Origin of the sequence: Kribbella sp. NPDC050124 (assembly GCF_044460355.1) — a bacterium.
In the GTDB taxonomy this organism is placed as follows: domain Bacteria; phylum Actinomycetota; class Actinomycetes; order Propionibacteriales; family Kribbellaceae; genus Kribbella.
Genome location: NZ_JBITJU010000014.1, coordinates 115,558 through 131,675, shown reverse-complemented (window position 1 = coordinate 131,675; position 16,118 = coordinate 115,558). Strand labels below are relative to the sequence as shown.

General features: G+C 69.0%; 16 protein-coding genes. 9 read left to right on the top strand and 7 right to left on the bottom strand.

Going from position 1 to position 16,118, the window contains the following annotated elements; translation table 11 throughout:
* Positions 1–23: 23 nt before the first annotated feature.
* On the bottom strand, positions 24–1,205 hold the full coding sequence (locus tag ACIBL3_RS28725; RefSeq protein WP_396356745.1) for an RNA-guided endonuclease InsQ/TnpB family protein: 1,182 nt from the start codon (positions 1,203–1,205) through the stop codon (positions 24–26).
* 119 nt (positions 1,206–1,324) lie between these two features.
* On the opposite strand from ACIBL3_RS28725, the gene dgoD reads away from it, so the two are divergent.
* Together dgoD and ACIBL3_RS28715 are read left to right on the top strand one after the other, a co-directional pair.
* The gene (dgoD, locus tag ACIBL3_RS28720; protein WP_396356743.1) at positions 1,325–2,470 is read left to right on the top strand and encodes a galactonate dehydratase; all 1,146 of its coding nucleotides are present in this window, start codon (positions 1,325–1,327) and stop codon (positions 2,468–2,470) included.
* Between the two features lie 20 nt (positions 2,471–2,490).
* Positions 2,491–3,738 (top strand): glycoside hydrolase family 27 protein, encoded by a 1,248-nt coding sequence (locus ACIBL3_RS28715; protein WP_396356742.1) that lies wholly within the window; start codon positions 2,491–2,493, stop codon positions 3,736–3,738.
* Here ACIBL3_RS28715 and ACIBL3_RS28710 read toward each other — a convergent pair.
* Together ACIBL3_RS28710 and ACIBL3_RS28705 are read right to left on the bottom strand one after the other, a co-directional pair.
* The gene (locus tag ACIBL3_RS28710) at positions 3,719–4,486 is read right to left on the bottom strand and encodes a 3-hydroxyacyl-CoA dehydrogenase (protein WP_396356741.1); all 768 of its coding nucleotides are present in this window, start codon (positions 4,484–4,486) and stop codon (positions 3,719–3,721) included. The genes ACIBL3_RS28715 and ACIBL3_RS28710 overlap by 20 nt on opposite strands.
* Positions 4,483–5,634 (bottom strand): acyl-CoA dehydrogenase family protein, encoded by a 1,152-nt coding sequence (locus ACIBL3_RS28705; protein WP_396356739.1) that lies wholly within the window; start codon positions 5,632–5,634, stop codon positions 4,483–4,485. The genes ACIBL3_RS28710 and ACIBL3_RS28705 overlap by 4 nt, the downstream gene beginning before the upstream one ends.
* Positions 5,635–5,719: 85 nt before the next feature.
* Here ACIBL3_RS28705 and ACIBL3_RS28700 point away from each other — a divergent pair, with 85 nt between their 5' ends.
* From ACIBL3_RS28700 to ACIBL3_RS28685, 4 genes are all read left to right on the top strand, one after another.
* Entirely contained in the window at positions 5,720–6,304 is a 585-nt protein-coding gene (locus tag ACIBL3_RS28700; protein ID WP_396356737.1) for a TetR/AcrR family transcriptional regulator, read from the top strand.
* Between the two features lie 17 nt (positions 6,305–6,321).
* Positions 6,322–7,992, top strand: coding sequence for an alkaline phosphatase D family protein (locus ACIBL3_RS28695; RefSeq protein ID WP_396356736.1), 1,671 nt, complete (start codon positions 6,322–6,324; stop codon positions 7,990–7,992).
* 48 nt (positions 7,993–8,040) lie between these two features.
* On the top strand, positions 8,041–8,922 hold the full coding sequence (locus ACIBL3_RS28690; protein WP_396356734.1) for a S1 family peptidase: 882 nt from the start codon (positions 8,041–8,043) through the stop codon (positions 8,920–8,922).
* 127 nt (positions 8,923–9,049) lie between these two features.
* Positions 9,050–9,934 (top strand): S1 family peptidase, encoded by an 885-nt coding sequence (locus ACIBL3_RS28685; protein ID WP_396356733.1) that lies wholly within the window; start codon positions 9,050–9,052, stop codon positions 9,932–9,934.
* 57 nt (positions 9,935–9,991) lie between these two features.
* On the opposite strand, the gene ACIBL3_RS28680 is transcribed toward ACIBL3_RS28685, so the two are convergent.
* The 4 genes from ACIBL3_RS28680 to cysS are packed head-to-tail and all read right to left on the bottom strand — an operon-like array spanning position 9,992 to position 13,116.
* The gene (locus tag ACIBL3_RS28680; RefSeq protein ID WP_396356732.1) at positions 9,992–10,396 is read right to left on the bottom strand and encodes a type II toxin-antitoxin system VapC family toxin; all 405 of its coding nucleotides are present in this window, start codon (positions 10,394–10,396) and stop codon (positions 9,992–9,994) included.
* On the bottom strand, positions 10,393–10,674 hold the full coding sequence (locus tag ACIBL3_RS28675; RefSeq protein ID WP_396356730.1) for a type II toxin-antitoxin system Phd/YefM family antitoxin: 282 nt from the start codon (positions 10,672–10,674) through the stop codon (positions 10,393–10,395). Before ACIBL3_RS28675 ends, ACIBL3_RS28680 begins: the two co-directional genes overlap by 4 nt.
* A gap of 32 nt (positions 10,675–10,706) precedes the next feature.
* On the bottom strand, positions 10,707–11,666 hold the full coding sequence (gene rlmB / locus ACIBL3_RS28670) for a 23S rRNA (guanosine(2251)-2'-O)-methyltransferase RlmB (protein ID WP_396356728.1): 960 nt from the start codon (positions 11,664–11,666) through the stop codon (positions 10,707–10,709).
* Between the two features lies 1 nt (position 11,667).
* Positions 11,668–13,116 (bottom strand): cysteine--tRNA ligase, encoded by a 1,449-nt coding sequence (gene cysS, locus ACIBL3_RS28665; protein WP_396356727.1) that lies wholly within the window; start codon positions 13,114–13,116, stop codon positions 11,668–11,670.
* A 136-nt stretch (positions 13,117–13,252) separates the two neighbouring features.
* Here cysS and ACIBL3_RS28660 point away from each other — a divergent pair, with 136 nt between their 5' ends.
* The 3 genes from ACIBL3_RS28660 to ACIBL3_RS28650 all read left to right on the top strand — a co-directional run bounded on the left by ACIBL3_RS28660 (position 13,253) and on the right by ACIBL3_RS28650 (position 16,108).
* Positions 13,253–14,083, top strand: a complete 831-nt coding sequence (locus ACIBL3_RS28660; protein ID WP_396356726.1) for a lysozyme — start codon at positions 13,253–13,255, stop codon at positions 14,081–14,083.
* A 94-nt stretch (positions 14,084–14,177) separates the two neighbouring features.
* Positions 14,178–14,738 (top strand): GNAT family N-acetyltransferase, encoded by a 561-nt coding sequence (locus tag ACIBL3_RS28655; RefSeq protein ID WP_396356725.1) that lies wholly within the window; start codon positions 14,178–14,180, stop codon positions 14,736–14,738.
* A gap of 80 nt (positions 14,739–14,818) precedes the next feature.
* A complete protein-coding gene (locus ACIBL3_RS28650; protein WP_396356724.1) occupies positions 14,819–16,108 on the top strand; it encodes a peptidase C39 family protein in 1,290 nt (429 codons plus the stop codon).
* Positions 16,109–16,118 lie beyond the last annotated feature (10 nt).

Here is a 16,118-nt window from a genome sequence, read left to right as displayed (position 1 = left end):
TGACGGGCGGGGATTCCAACCAACTACGCGGAGGTAGCGTGTTGAGGTTCACGCTTCGGCGAGACCCGTACGGGCGTCCCTCGGCGTGCACTGACGGCCCGTCCGGCCGCGATGTTGACCGCCGCATTCACGTCCGCGTTGGCCCGGTGTCCGCAGGCCACGCACCGGAACACCGCTTGACTCTCACGGTTCTCCGGCGCGCAGTGCCCGCAGACGCTACAGGTCTGCGACGTGTACGCAGGATGGATCTTCTCAATCCGCCCAGCGGCCTTGTGTTTCAGGCGCTGGACAAGCAGTCCCCAGCCGTTGGCCAGGATGCCCCGGTTGAGCCCGGCCTTGGCACGGCGCCGGTTCGGCAGGTAGGTACCCGCTCGGTCGGGGCCGGGTTTGGGCTTGGGGCGCTTGGTCATCTGGGCGATGTGCAGGTCTTCGACGCGGATGAGATCGAAGCGCCGGGCGAGGTCGGTGCTGGTCTTCTCGACCCAGTCCTTGCGGCGGTCGCCCGCCCGGGCGTGCAGCTCGGCGATCGCAGCCTTTACCCGCCGATGGCGGTTGGAGCCACGACGGCACCGGGCCAGCCGACGCTGCAGTTGCTTCAGTCTCACCTGCTCGGTGTCCGACAACCTGGGACAGGTCAGGAGTTCACCGGTGGACAGGGCGGCGGAAACGGCGACGCCGCGGTCCACACCGACCACCTCGCCCGTCCCCGGTGCCGGGATGGGCGGCGGGACCGCGGCGAACGCGAGGTGCCAGCGGCCGGCCCGGTCGCGGGTGACCCGGTAGGACTTCGCGTCGGCCACGGCGCGGGACAGCCGAAACCGCACCCAGCCAACCTTGGGCACATTGACCTCGGCCCATCTCCTGCTCAGCTTCACGATCCGGGAAGCCTGGGAACCGACGATGCGGAACCCCTCGTTCAGTCCGGCCTTGCGCCAGGTCGGACGCCGGTGCGTACCTCCGTAGTAGTTCTTGATGCCATGGGCGAAATCCCGCAGCGCCTGCTGCTGCACGGTTTGCGACCCGGCCCGCAGCCAGGCGAACGTCGCTCTCGCCTCGGTCAATTGCCGGCACTGCTCGGCAAAGCCCGGTGTCGGTCCCCGGTCGCGGGTCCACATGGACCACTGCTCAAGGGCCAGGTTCCACACGTATCGGGCATGCCCGCATTGATCCAACAGCGCAGCCTGCTGCGCCGGAGTCGGGTACATGCGGAACCGAGACACACCATCTACCCAATCAGCCGGGACCGACAGTCCCCAATCCCCGAAGGGAGGCAGTCGCGGTTCCTCCTCTCCCTGGACGATGGGGACGCCCCGCGACGACTCAGGTGAAGATCGTCGGGTATGAGAGCTTTCTGGTGGCGCCGCGGTGGCAGTTCCTGCGGATCGATACCGACGAGGGCATCAGCGGGTGGGGTGAGCCGATCGTCGAAGGCCGCGCCGAGGCGGTGCAGGGCGCGGTCACCGCACTGATGGAGTACCTGGTCGGCACGGATCCGCTGCGCATCGAGGACCACTGGCAGACCCTGGCCAAGGGCGGGTTCTACCGCGGCGGCCCGGTGCTCTCCAGTGCGCTGGCCGGAATCGACCAGGCGCTGTGGGACATCAAGGGCCGCTACCACGAGACGCCGGTGCACGAGCTGCTCGGTGGTCCGGTCCGCGAGCGGGTCCGCATCTACACCTGGGTGCACGGCCGCGACAACGCGCAGATCGTCGACGACGCGCAGGCCAAGGTGGCCAAGGGGTTCTCCGCGATCAAGCTCAACCTCGCCGAGGCGCTGCCGCCGATCCCGTCCGCCGCGCAGATCCATGCGATGGTGAGCCGGGTCGCCGCCCTGCGCGAGGCGCTTGGCGACGGGATCGACATCGCGCTCGACTTCCACGGCCGGTTCAGTACGGCGGCCACCCGGCAGATCCTGCCGCTGCTCGAGCCGCTGCTGCCGATGTTCGTCGAGGAGCCGGTGCTGCCGGAGTTCGCCCGGGACCTGCGCCGGGTCACCGAGTCGACCAGCATCCCGATCGCGATCGGCGAACGCCTCTACTCACGCTGGGACTTCCGCGACGTCCTCCCGGCCGGCATCGCCGTCGCCCAGCCGGACATCTCGCACGCCGGCGGCATCTCCGAGGTGCGCCGGATCGCCGCGATGGCCGAGGCGTACGACGTGGCCGTCGCGCCGCACTGCCCGCTGGGCCCGATCACACTGGCCGCGAGCCTGCAGCTCGACCTGGCGACGCCGAACTTCCTGATCCAGGAGCAGAGCCTCGGCATCGAGTACGGCGGCGGCAGCGCCGGGCTCGAGTACTTGATCGATCCACAAGTGTTCAGCTTCGTGGACGGCCACATCGAGCGGCCCGCCGGTGCGGGTCTCGGCATCGAGGTGAACGAGGACGCCGTCCGCGCAGCCGCAGCCGAGGGCCACGCCTGGCGTTCACCGGTGCTGCGGCACTCCGACGGCTCATTCGCGGAATGGTGACCCGCGCCCACACCCCGCCGATGGGGTGGAACAGCTGGGACTGCTTCGGGACCACGGTCACCGAGGCCGAGGTGCTCGCGAACGCGCAGGTGATGCACGACAAGCTGCTGGCCGCCGGCTGGAACACCGTGGTCGTCGACATCGCCTGGTACGACCCGACCGCTCGCTCGCACGGGTACAACACCGACGCGCCGATCGTCCTGGACGACCACGGCCGCCAGTTGCCGGCGCCGAACCGCTTCCCCTCGGCGGTCGACGGCGCCGGCTTCCGGCCGCTGGCGACCGCGGTGCACGACCTCGGGCTGAAGTTCGGGCTGCACATCATGCGCGGCATCCCCCGCCGCGCGGTCGAGCTCGACCTGCCCGTGTTCGGCACTCAGTGGACCGCCCGGGAGATCGCCGATCCGGAGCACGTCTGCGCGTGGAACCCGGACAACCTCGGCCTGAACCACGACCACCCCGGCGCCCAGGCGTACTACGACGCCCAGGTGGCGCAGTTCGCCGAGTGGGGTGTCGACTTCATCAAGGCCGACGACATGCTGGCGCCGTACCACGATCGCGAGATCGCGGCGTTCGCGCAGGCGATCGAGCGCAGTGGCCGGGACATCGTGCTGTCGCTGTCACCGGGCACGCACCTGTCGACGCATCATCTCGACCACCTGCGGGCGAATGCGCAGCTGTGGCGGATCTCGGACGACCTGTGGGACCGCTGGGAGGACGTGCACGCGCAGTTCGCGCGACTGGCGCGCTGGGCGCCGTTCCAGCAGGCCGGCGGGTGGGCGGACGCCGACATGCTTCCGCTCGGCCGCATCGGGATCCGGGCCGAACGCGGCGAGGATCGGGCCAGCCGGCTCACCTGGGACGAGCAGCGGACGCTGCTCACGTTGTGGGTGATGGGCCGGTCGCCGCTGATGATGGGCGGCGATCTGCCGACGACCGACGACGAAACCCTTGCCCTGCTGGCCAATCCCGCGTTGTCGGAGCTGCTGACCACGTCGTACGACGGTCGCGAGGTGATCCGCGAGCCGATCGACGACGGCGAGCTGATCGTGTGGACGGCCCGGTCGCAGGAGGCCGCCTACGTGGCGATCTTCTGGACCGGGGACTCCGCGCGGAAGGTATCCGTCCCCCTCAAGTCCCTGGCAGCAGCATCCGGCGAGTCGCACGACCTGTGGGACGGGACATCCCAGTCCGTGTCAGGAGAGCTCGAGTGCGACGTGCCCGCGCACGGCGTCCGCTGGCTGAAACTCAGCGCGGCGGCATCCTGAGGGCGCCGTCGAGGCGGATGACCTCGCCGTTGAGCAGTTGGTTGTCGATGATGTGACCGACCAGGGCGGCGTACTCCGACGGGCGGCCGAGCCGGGACGGGTGCGGGACCTGCTGCTCGAGGATCGTGCGGGTCTCCTCCGGGAGGCCCGCCAGCATCGGCGTCTCCATCGTGCCCGGCGCGATCGTGACAACCCGGATCCCCTTGTCCGCAAGGTCGCGCGCGGCGGTCAGGGTGAGGCCGACGATGCCGCCCTTGCTGGCCGCGTACGCCGCCTGCCCGACCTGGCCGTCGTACGCCGCGATGGACGCGGTCATCACGACGACGCCGCGGTCGCCGTCCTCGCCGGCCGGTTGCGCGATCATCCGCTCGGCGGCCAGCCGGAGCACGTTGAAGGTGCCGATCAGGTTGACCTCGACGACCTGCCGGAAGGTTGCCAGCGGCAACGGGCCCTTGCGGCCGACGACCCGGCCCGGGGTGGCGATCCCCGCGCAGGTGACGACCACGCGGAGCTCTCCCAGCTCGGCTGCCGTTTCCAGGGCCGCGGTCACCGCGGCCTCGTCGGTGACGTCGGCCGGGGCGAACACGACCCGGTCGCCCAGCTCGTCCGCGATCGCCTTGCCGGGTGACGACGGCAGGTCGACGATGACGACCCCCAGTCCGTCGGCGGCAAGTCGCCGTACGGTCGCCTCACCGAGGCCGGAACCGCCACCGGTGACCAGTGCGACGTCGGACGGGGCAAGCTTCATTTGACGCTCCTGAGCAGGTCGCGGCTGATCACCAGCCGCTGGATCTGGTTGGTGCCTTCGAAGATCTGGGTGACCTTGGCCTCGCGCATGTAGCGCTCGGCCGGGAACTCGCGGGTGTAACCGTACCCACCGAGCACCTGGACCGCGTCCGTGGTGACCTTCATCGCGGCGTCGGTGCAGACCAGCTTGGCGATCGCCGCCTGCTGGGTGAACGGCCGGCCGAGGTCGCGCCGGCGCGCAGCCTGCAGGTACGTCGCCCGGCCCGACTCGACCGCGGCCGCCATGTCGGCGAGCAGGAACTGGATGCCCTGGAAGTCCGCGATCGCGTGCCCGAACTGCTGCCGCTCCAGCGCGTACGACGCAGCCACGTCGAGCGCAGCCTGCGCGAGGCCGATCGCCGCAGCGGCGATACCGAGCCGCCCGGAGTCCAGGGCGGACAGGGCGATCCGCATGCCGTCGCCCTCGGCGCCGATCAGGTTCGCGGCCGGCACCCGGACCTGGTCGTAGTTGACCAGCGTCGTGGTCGAGCCGGTCATACCCATCTTGCGCTCGGGCGCGCCGAAGCTGAGCCCCTTGGACGCGGCCGGCACATGGAAGGCGGAGATGCCGCGCTTCGGGTCGTCCGACGTCCGGGCGAAGGTGGTGTAGAAGTCGGCGTGCGAGCCGTGGCTGATCCAGGCCTTGGTGCCGGTCAGGACGTAGTCGTCACCGTCGCGGACCGCCTTCGTGGTCATCGAACTGATGTCGGACCCCGCCTGCGGCTCGGACAGCGCGTAGGCGCCCAGTTGCTCACCGCCGATCATGTCGGGCAGCAACCCGGCCCGCTGCTCCTCCGTGCCGAAGGTGGCGACGGCGTAGCTGGTCATGGTGTGCACCGACACCCCCACGCCGACCGACATCCAGGCGGCGGCGACCTCCTCCAGCATCTGGAGGTACACCTCGTACGGCTGCTCGGCGCCGCCGTACTGCTCCGGGTAGGGCAGGCCGAGCAGGCCGGCCTTGCCGAGCGTGCGGAACGCGTCCCGCGGGAAGGTCTCGCTCTCCTCGGCCTTCGCGGCGTACGGCGCCAGCTCGTGCTCGCACAGGTCGCGGACCAGGGCGAGCAGGTCAACGGATTCCTCAGTCGGCAACAGCCGATCGACAGCCATCAGGCACCCCTCTCAACGGCTGACGAAATGATACTCGTAACGATACTGAAGCCCAAAGTTCCGTATCGTTCTATGCTGTCTCGATATGACAACAGTCGTTCCGGGGCGGCGTACCCGCAGGCAGTCCGAGCTGCTCGACCGGCTCCTGTCCCTGTTTCTCACGCAGGGCTTCAGCCGGTTCACCCTGGACGACCTGGCCGCCGAGCTGCGCTGCAGCAAGACGACCCTCTACGCACTCGCGCCGAGCAAGGAACAGCTCGCCGTCGAGGTGGTGAAGCACTACTTCAAGAATGCCACCGCCGAGGTGGAGTCCGCGGTGGCCCGGCAGACCCGGCACGACCGGCGGATCGCGGCGTACCTGAACGCGGTCGCGGATGCGCTCCGGCCGGCCAGCCGGACCTTCCTGGACGACGTGGCCCGGTTCGCGCCGGCCCGTTCGGTGTACGAGCGGAACACCCGGATCGCCGCCGACCGGGTCCGGACGCTGATCGAGGACGGGATCAACCACAAGGCGTTCCGGCCGGTCGACATCGCGTTCGCCGCCGAGATGATCGCGCACACCATGCAGGCCATCCAGCGCGGCGACATCGCCCGCCGGACCGGCCTCAACGACGCCGAGGCCTACCGCGAGCTCGCCTCGTTCGTCCTGCATTCCCTCCGATTGGACTGAGCAGCTAGTTTTTCCGGATGGAACTGAGGTTGGGGCCGCTGCTGCGGTACGTCGACGACACCCAGGCCACCGTCTGGGTCGAGACGAGCGAGCCCTGCGAGGTCGAGGTGCTCGGCCATCGCGCCCGCACCTGGTCGGTGCACGGGCACCACTACGCGCTGGTCCGGATCGACGGCCTGACGCCGGCCAGCGAGACGCCGTACGAGGTCCGGCTGGACAGCTCGAAAGTGTGGCCGCCTGAGGACCAGCCGTACGGCGCCAGCGTTATCCGGACCCCGCGCGCGGACGGGACCTTCCGGCTGACGTTCGGGTCCTGCCGGCGGTCGGCGCCGTTCGACGCGAAGGGGTTCAAGGAGTTCGGCCCGGACGCCCTGGTGGCGCTCGCCGAGCGGATGGCCGCGGGCGGCGACGAGCCACCTGACGCGATCCTGCTGCTCGGCGACCAGGTGTACGCCGACGATCCGTCGGACGCCGTACTCGAGAAGTTGCGGGCGGCGCACGGTGGGCGGCAGGGGTCCGAGGTGGCCGACGAGATCGGCAACTTCGAGGAGTACACCTGGCTGTACGACGACTCGTGGCTGACGCCGGCCGTGCGCTGGCTGTTCTCCACGGTCCCACTGTGCATGCTGCTTGACGACCACGACCTGCGCGACGACTGGAACACCTCGCTGAGCTGGCGTCGGTGGGTGACCGCGCAGCCCTGGTGGCACGACCGGGTCGTCGGCGCCTACGCGTCGTACTGGGTCTACCAGCACCTCGGCAACCTCTCACCCGAGCAGCTCGACCAGGATTCGACGTACCGGGCGATGCTCTCGATCGAGGACGACGACGAGCGGACGGCGTACCTGGACAGCTTCGCGTGGGCGGCGGACGAGGACCCGGCCTCGACCCGGTGGAGTTTCGTCCGCGACTTCGGCGACGCGTCCCGCGGGGTCCGGCTGGTCGCCGTCGACTCACGCTGCTCGCGTCACCTCGAGCCCGACGATCGGGCGATGGTCGACGCGCACGAGTGGGAGTGGGTGCGGCACCACACGGTCGAGGCGTCCCGGCCGATCCACCACCTGCTGCTCGCATCGACGTTGCCGTTCCTGCTCGCGCCAGGGCTGCATCACCTGGAGGGCTGGGACGAGGCGGTCTCGTCCGGCGCCTGGGGACCGCGGGCCGCGCGGATCGGCGAGCGGATCCGGCAGGGCATGGACCTTGAGCACTGGGCGTCGTTCCGGAAGTCGTTCGACGACGTGACCGACCTGCTGGCCGCGATAGCCGGCAGCGAGGATCCGCCGGCGTCGATCCTGATGCTGTCCGGCGACGTGCACTGCAGCTACCTCGCCGAGGCCCAGCTGCTCGCCATCGACCACCCCGGTACGGCGATCCGCCAGCTCACCATGTCGCCGTTCCGGAACCCGGTGCCGAAGCACATCGCCTGGGCGAACCACCTGCTCGACAAGCGGTGGATGACCACGCTGCTGCACAAGCTCGCCCGGTCGGCCCGGGTTCGCGATGTGGCGGCGGAATGGCGGATCGCGCAGGGGCCGTGGTTCGACAACGGTGCGATGACGGTGTCACTGTCCGGTGAGGACTGGACCGTGGCTGTCGACCACGCCGTACTGCGCGATGAGCGCCAACTGCTCGACCGGACGTTGACCTACCGACGCTTAGACTCGCCTTCCAATCGTTTGATGTCCTGAAGCTGCCACGGCCGGTTCGCCCGCGGCTTGTCACGGAAGGCTTATGACATGCGATCTTCCACCCTCAGACGTACGGCGGCAGTCGTCGCCGCTACTGCTTTGTCTTTGGCTGCCGCGCTGCCGCTGGCGCAGGCCGACCCGGTCAAGCCGCCCCGGCTGTCCGCGGCCAAGATCACGTCCACCCTCAACGAGGAGGTGCACACCCCCGGCACGGCCTGGATGACCCGGCCGGACGGCAAGGTCGTCGTCTCCTACGACTCCACCGTCACCGGCGCGAAGCTGACCGCGCTGACCAGCGTCACCAAGAAGCTCGGCGAGAACGTCGTCGTCGAGAAACTGCCCGGCAAGCTGACCAAGTACGTCACCGGCGGCACTGGCATGTGGGGTGGCGAGGTGAAATGCTCGGCCGGCTTCAACGTCCAGCGGAAGGGCAAGTACTACCTGCTGACCGCCGGACACTGCGGCAACGAGGCGACGACCTGGTACCAGGACGCCGACCACGACCTCTACCTCGGCAAGCTGCACCACTCCAGCTACCCGTGGAACGACTACGCCTTGGTCATCTACCCGACCGTCATCCGTCCGCCGGGCGGCGCCGTGTACCTGTACAACGGCCGCTCGCAGGACATCACCACGGCGATGAACCCGGGCATCGGCCAGCTGGTGTACCGCTCCGGCATCACCACCGGCCTGCACAGTGGCCGGGTGACCGGCCTGAACGCCACGGTGAACTACGGCGACGGCCGGGTCGCGGGCCTGATCCGGACCAGCGTCTGCGCCGAGCCCGGTGACTCCGGCGGCCCGCTGTTCTACCGGCACTGGGCCTTCGGCCTGACCTCGGGCGGCTCCGGTGACTGCAGCTCCGGTGGCGTCACCTACTTCCAGCCGGTGGTGGAAGCCCTCAACGCGTACGGGGTCACCGTCTACTGAGTGCAGGATTTCCCTCACCGTCCGAACTCGCCTGAATACTCAGGGAGATAGCGGGTAGGAACAGTCACGGTTTAAGTCAAGGACGCACCCGCCCCGAGCGCGTCCTCATCGTGAGGAGGCTGAAACCGTGAACATTTCCACCATCCGCCGTACCACTGCGATCCTGGCCGCGGCCGGGCTCGCTGCCGCCGGGTTGCTGGGAACGCAGGCATCTGCGGCCCCGGTCGACCCGGCGGCGCTGTCGGCATCCGCCATCACCGCGACCCTGTCCAGGGACGCAACCATCCCGGGCACCGCCTGGGAGACGGCTCCGGACGGCCGGATCATCGTCTCGTACGACGAAACGGTCACCGGTGGGAAGCTGACGGCGCTCACCAACGTCACGAAGCAGTTCGGCAACCGGGTCACGCTGGAGAAGATGTCCGGCAAGCTGTCGAAGTACATCCGCGGCGGTGACGCCATCTACGGTGGGCAGTACCGCTGCTCGCTCGGCTTCAACGTCCGCAGCGGCAGCACGTACTACTTCCTGACCGCCGGCCACTGCACCAACATCGCGTCCAACTGGTACGCGAACTCCGCCAAGACCACCCTGCTGGGCACCCGTTACGGGACGAGCTTCCCGGGTAACGACTACGGAATCGTCCGGTACAGCACGTCGTACACGAACCACCCCGGCTCGGTGAACCTGTACAACGGCTCGACCCAGGACATCACGTCGGCGGGGAACGCCTTCGTGGGCCAGGCGGTCAAGCGCAGTGGCAGCACGACCGGTCTGCGCAGCGGTTCGGTCACCGGCCTGAACGCGACGGTGAACTACGCCGAGGGAACCGTCACCGGCCTGATCCGCACCAACGTCTGCGCCGAGGGTGGTGACTCCGGCGGTTCGCTGTTCGCCGGCACCGTCGCCCTGGGCCTGACCTCCGGCGGCTCCGGCAACTGCTCGTCCGGCGGCACGACCTACTTCCAGCCCGTCACCGAGGTCCTCTCCCGCTACGGCGTCAGCGTCTACTGACACCAACGCAACGGCGCCCCGGACCCGCAACGGGTTCGGGGCGCCGCCTTGTCACAGCTAGGCCGGCGCGGTCACCGGGAAGCCGAGGTCCTCGGCGGCACCCGCCAACTCTTTGTCATAGGTGACGAACTCGGACAGGTCCGCGCGAAACGGCTCGGCGCTGGCCAGATGGATGGCGTCGAGCGATCCGAGCCGGGTTGTCCGGTACGCCATCGCGCGGCTCAACACAGTCGAGGTCAGGTCGACCAGGTAGATCCCACGAATGGCCTGCGCCGCGCAGAACGGTACTTGGTGGTGGTCCACACCCACCCGCAGCAGAGTACGAGTGATCTCGAGCCTGGCCAGCTCACTGGTGATCAACTCCACGTCCTCCGCCAGCGACTCTCGCCACTGGCGCAAGGCGGCCGACTCGAGTTCGGGTTTGATGAACTTCAACAGCGCACAGGCATCGAGGTAGATCACCTGCGCCGCTCCTTGTCCCGATCCTCGATCAGCACGTCCGACAGACTCTCCACATCCGGCGCAAGCTCGAGCATCAGATCCGGCATCCCCAGCTCCGCGGGTGGCGTGACCTCACCGGAGTCGATCAACCGCTGGAGAGTCCCCGGCCGCTCGTCCTCCGGCACGAGCCGAAGGACCGGCCGGCCGCGGTCGGTCACCACGATCGTCTCGCCGGCGCGCACGCGAGCAACCGCCTTGGACGGGTTCTGATTCAACTCGCGCAGCCCGATGGTCTCCATACTCATCAATGTACCTACTTCATGTAGTTACATCAACCGCGGCGGCGGGAGATTTCGTAGAGGGCTACGCCGGTGGCGATGCCGGCGTTGAGGGACTCGGTGGCGCTGGTCATCGGGATCGAGACGATGAGGTCGCAGTTCTCGCGGACCAGGCGGGCCAGGCCCTTGCCTTCGGAGCCGACGACCAGGACGAGCGGCTCGGTGGCCGCCTCGAGCTCGGGAAGCTCGACAGCGCCGCCCATGTCGAGGCCGACGACCAGCAGACCGGCGTCCTTGTAGGCCTTGAGCGCCCGGTTCAGGTTGGTCGCGCGGGCGACCGGGATCCGGGCCGCGGCACCGGCCGACGTCTTCCACGCCGACGCTGACATGGACGCCGTACGGCGCTCCGGCACGACGACGCCGTGAGCGCCGAAGGCGGCCGCGGACCGGGTGATCGCGCCCAGGTTGCGCGGGTCGGTCACCCCGTCGAGCGCGACCACGAGCGGCACCTCGTGCGCGTCGTACGCCCGGCTGAGCAGGTCGTCCGGATGCGCGTACTCGTACGGCGGGATCTGCACCGCGACACCCTGGTGGGCGCCACCGGCGGTGACCCGGTCGAGCTCGGTCCGCGGCACCTCGAGGACCGAGATGCCGTGCTCGACCGCGACCTGCAGGGCCTCCCGCAGCCGGGCGTCCCGTTCGGTGCCTTCGGCAACATGCAGCGCCGCGACCGGGACTCCGGCCCGCAACGCCTCGACCACCGGGTTGCGCCCGTACACCCACTCGACGGACGAGTCGGTGTCGCGCCGGGCCGGGCGACGGGTGCGCTCGCGTTCCTGAGCGCGCTCCTTCGCCTTCGCCCGCTTGTGCGCGGGGTGCTTGACCCGGTCGACCGCCTTCGGCGTCGGGCCCTTGCCCTCCAACCCACGGCGAACCCGGCCACCGGATCCGGCGGTCGGGTTCCCCTTCGGCTTCCTGCGGATTGCTCCCTTGCGCTGGCTACTGCCTGGCACGTCAGCTTCCTTCGTTGTTGGTTGTCGACCCGGAATCTGACAGAGCGATCGACCAGCGAGGCCCCTGTGGGGTGTCCTCGACGATCACACCGAGCGCCTTCAGCCGGTCGCGGATCTCGTCCGACGCGGCATAGTCCTTACGCTCCCGGGCGGCCTGCCGCTGCTCCAGCAGCGCCTTGACCAGCCCGTCCACCACCTCGCTGAGCTCTTCGGTGGCACCGGTCCGCGAGGCCCACGGCTCGGCCAGCGGGTCCAGTCCGAGCACGCCGAGCATCCCGCGCACCGCGGCCAGACTCTCCCGCAGCGCTGGCGAGTCCCCGTCCGCGACCAGCTTGTTCCCGTCCCGCACGGTGTTGTGCAGTACGGCGATCGCAGCCGGCGTCCCCAAGTCATCGTCCATCGCGGCGACGAAGTCCGAGGGCAGCTCGGCGCTCGGCTCGACCCCACCGGTCACCTCGGTGGCGCGGGTGACGAAGCCCTCGACCCGCTGGAAGCTCTTCGCGGCCTCGTCCAGCGCCTCGAAGGAGAACTCCACCACCGACCGGTAGTGCGACTGCACCAGGTACCAGCGCAGCTCGATCGGGCGGACCCGCTCGACCACGTTGCGCACCACGGCGCTGTTGCCCATCGACTTCGACATCTTCTCGCCGGCCGTGGTGACGAGCGCGTTGTGCATCCAGAACCGGGCGAACTTCTGCCCGACCGCGGTCGACTGGGCCAGCTCGTTCTCGTGGTGCGGGAACCGCAGGTCCAGCCCGCCGCCGTGGATGTCGAACTCCGCGCCGAGGTACTTGCCGGCCATCGCCGAGCACTCCAGGTGCCAGCCGGGCCGGCCGCGACCCCAGGGGGTCGGCCAGGACGCCGTCCGCGGGGTGCCCTCGGTGTGGCCCTTCCACAGCGCGAAGTCCCGCGGGTCCCGCTTGCCGCGCGGGTCCGCGTCCTCGGCGGCCTCCATGTCCTCGATCCTCTGGTTCGACAGCTCGCCGTACGACGGCCAGGAGCGCACGTCGAAGTAGACGTCGCCGGACCCGTCCGGGGCGATGTACGCGTGCCCGCGCTCGATCAGCTGGTCGATCATCTCCAGCATCTCCGGGATGTGCCCGGTGGCGCGCGGCTCGTACGTCGGCGGGCGGCAGCCGAGCACGTCGTACGCCCAGTGCAGCTCGCGCTCGAACTCGTAGGCGTGCGCCCACCACGGGACGCCCCGGTCGGCGGACTTCGCCAGGATCTTGTCCTCGATGTCGGTCACGTTCGCGATCACGGTGACGTCGTACCCGGAGCGCTCGAGCCAGCGCCGCAGGACGTCGAAGACGACCTCCTTGTAGATGTGCCCGACGTGCGGGGCACCCTGCACCGTCAACCCACAGTGGTAGATCCCGACCTTGCCCGGATGGACCGGCTCGAAATCCCTCACTGCTGCTGTCGCGGTGTCGTACAAGCGAAGTGTCACCGATCAAGGGTAGCGGGATCGCATCCGGTAAATACTCACATATCACCGAAGATCGAGGGTTGATTCTTACCGAAGCCGGGTAAAACCTCCGCCGAGCGCTCTGTTCCGCCCCTCATCGCTCTGTTGGAGGTTCACCGTGAAGTCCGCCCTTTTCACGGGTGCCGCCGTCACTCTTGGCCTGCTCCTGGCCTCGATCGGCTCCGCCCAAGCCAGCACGCCCGATCCAACCGCAGCACCCCAGCCCACCGCCCAGGCCCGCCAGCACGGCATCAGCGAGGCCGGCGAGGCCTACATGGGCTGGCTGCAGAACACGACCACCGCGACCGCGCCGGCCGTCATGGCCCCGGCCGCGACCGTCGAAGGCATCGACGTGTCCAGCCACCAAGGCAACGTCAACTGGACCACGCAGTGGAACAACGGCAAGCGGTTCGCCTACGTGAAGGCGACCGAAGGCACGTCGTACAAGAACCCGTACTTCGCCCAGCAGTACAACGGTTCCTACAACGTCGGCATGATCCGCGGCGCCTACCACTTCGCGCTGCCGAACAGCTCCAGCGGCGCGACCCAGGCCAACTACTTCGCCACCAACGGCGGCGGCTGGTCCGGGGACGGCAAGACGCTGCCGGGCGCGCTCGACATCGAGTACAACCCGTACGGCGCCACCTGCTACGGACTGAGTCAGTCCGCGATGGTCAGCTGGATCCGGGACTTCCTGAACACCTACAAGTCCCGCACCGGACGCGACGCCGTCATCTACAGCAACCTCGACTGGTGGACCCGCTGCACCGGTAACACCACCGCCTTCAACACGACCAACCCGCTCTGGGTGGCCCGGTACGCCTCGTCGCCGGGCACCCTGCCGGGCGGCTGGCCCTTCTACACCTTCTGGCAGTGGACCTCGACTCCGCTCGACCAGAACCGCTTCAACGGCGACATGACCCGCCTGGTGGCCCTCGCCAACGGCTGAGCCGGGGAGAGGAGGCCGGCCCTCCCGCCGTCGTGACGGGAGGGCCTGGCCGCCCTTGTTTTATTGGGTTGCGGACGTCTCATAGGCTCGTCGAGTGACCTATTCTTTGCCGATCGAGACCGACCGCCTGACGCTGCGCCAATACCTCGAGAACGACTACGAAGACCTCCTGAAACTGCAGTCCAACGACGCCGTGACGCGCTTCCTGCTGTACGACAACCAGACGCCGGAGCGGGTCCGCAACAAGTCCCTGCCCGGTCGGCTGGCCGCCTTTCCGCCGATGGACGCGGACAGGCAGGCGATCACGCTGGCCGCGATCCTGCGGGAGACCGGGCAGCACGTCGGTGAGGTGTCGCTGTTCGTCCACAACGCGGCGCAGCAGGGCGGCGAGATCGGATTCGTCTTCCACCCGGAGTTCCACGGGCACGGGTACGCCGCGGAGGCATCGGTTGAGGTGCTGCGGCTCGGCTTCGAGGAGTTCGGGATGCACCGGATCATCGGCCGGCTGGACGCGCGCAACACCGGATCGGCGAATCTGCTGAAGCGGCTGGGGATGCGCCACGAGGGGACCTTCGTGAAGAACGAGTTCCTGAAGGGCGAGTGGACCGACGAAGCCGTCTACGCGATGCTCGCGGAGGAGTGGAGCAAGCGCTAGTAAGTATTTGACCGGACAAGACCACACCCGCGGCACGCGTTCACCGCGACAGCGTGCAGCACCGGGTCTACGGTCGAATCATGACCGCCGCCCAGAGTCTCACCGCCCTGCTTGCAGGCGTGGTCGTGCTGACCTCCGGCACCTTGCCCGGCGAGGCCACGAAGGTGCCGCAACTGCGCGACATCGCCTACCACACGTGGACGTCGACCGATGACTTCCTCGCCGGTGCCCATTCCGGCACCACCGTCGCCGACGGCGCCCTCACCTTCGGGTCACCGGACGGCAGCACGTCGTACGTCGACCCGTTCGGTGACGGCACCGCCAAGAGCTACGACCGGACCAGCTGGACCTCGCCGGTCGTCACGCCCGGCTTCGGGTTGACCGAGCTGATCGCGTCCTGGAACGCGACCACCCCGCCCGGGACCTGGGTCGAAGTGGCGATGTCCGGCCGCACCGACCTCGGTACGTCCACCAAGTGGTACGTGCTCGGCCGGTGGTCGAGCGGCGACGACACCGCGGCCGGCGACATCCACCGGACATCGGTGCCGTCCCAGGGCGACACGAACGGATCGGTTGCCGTCGACACCTTTGTCGCGGCCAACGACCGGTCGCTGGATCGCTGGCAGCTGAAGGTGTCGCTGTACCGGTTGGCCGGTACGACGCAGTCCCCGATCGTCCGGTCCGTCGGGGCGGTGGCGTCCCGGCTGCCGGATGCGAAGAAGGTTGCCGTGAGCCCCCTTGGCGGTGCGGAGGGAGTCGTTCTCGACGTGCCGACGTACTCGCAGGAGACGCACATCGGGCACTACCCGCAGTGGGACGGCGGTGGCGAGGCCTGGTGCTCGGCGACGTCGACGGCCATGGTGCTCGACCACTTCGGCGCCGGGCCGACCGACGACGAGACGGCCTGGGTCGATCCGGGCGACGCCGATCCACAGGTCGACCACTCGGCCCGCTCGGTCTTCGACTACGCCTACGACGGCGCCGGGAACTGGCCGTTCAACACGGCGTACGCCGGGACCCGCGGGATCGACGGGTTCGTCACCCGGCTGCGGTCGCTGACCGAGGCGGAGCAGTTCATCAAGGCCGGGATCCCGCTGATCGCGTCACTGTCGTTCAAGAAGGGTGACCTGCCCGGAGCCGGCTACGGGACGAACGGGCACCTGATGGTGATCGTCGGGTTCGACGCCGCCGGCAACGTGGTGGTGAACGACCCGGCGTCGCACCTGATCCCGAGCAACGACGAGGTGCGGACGACGTACGACCGGGCCGCCTTCGAGAACGCCTGGGTGCCGCACTCCGGCGGGCTCGTGTACGTCATCCACCCAGAGGGGATGCCGCTACCACCGGCGGGGCCGCAGGCCAACTGGTGACAGACGACGG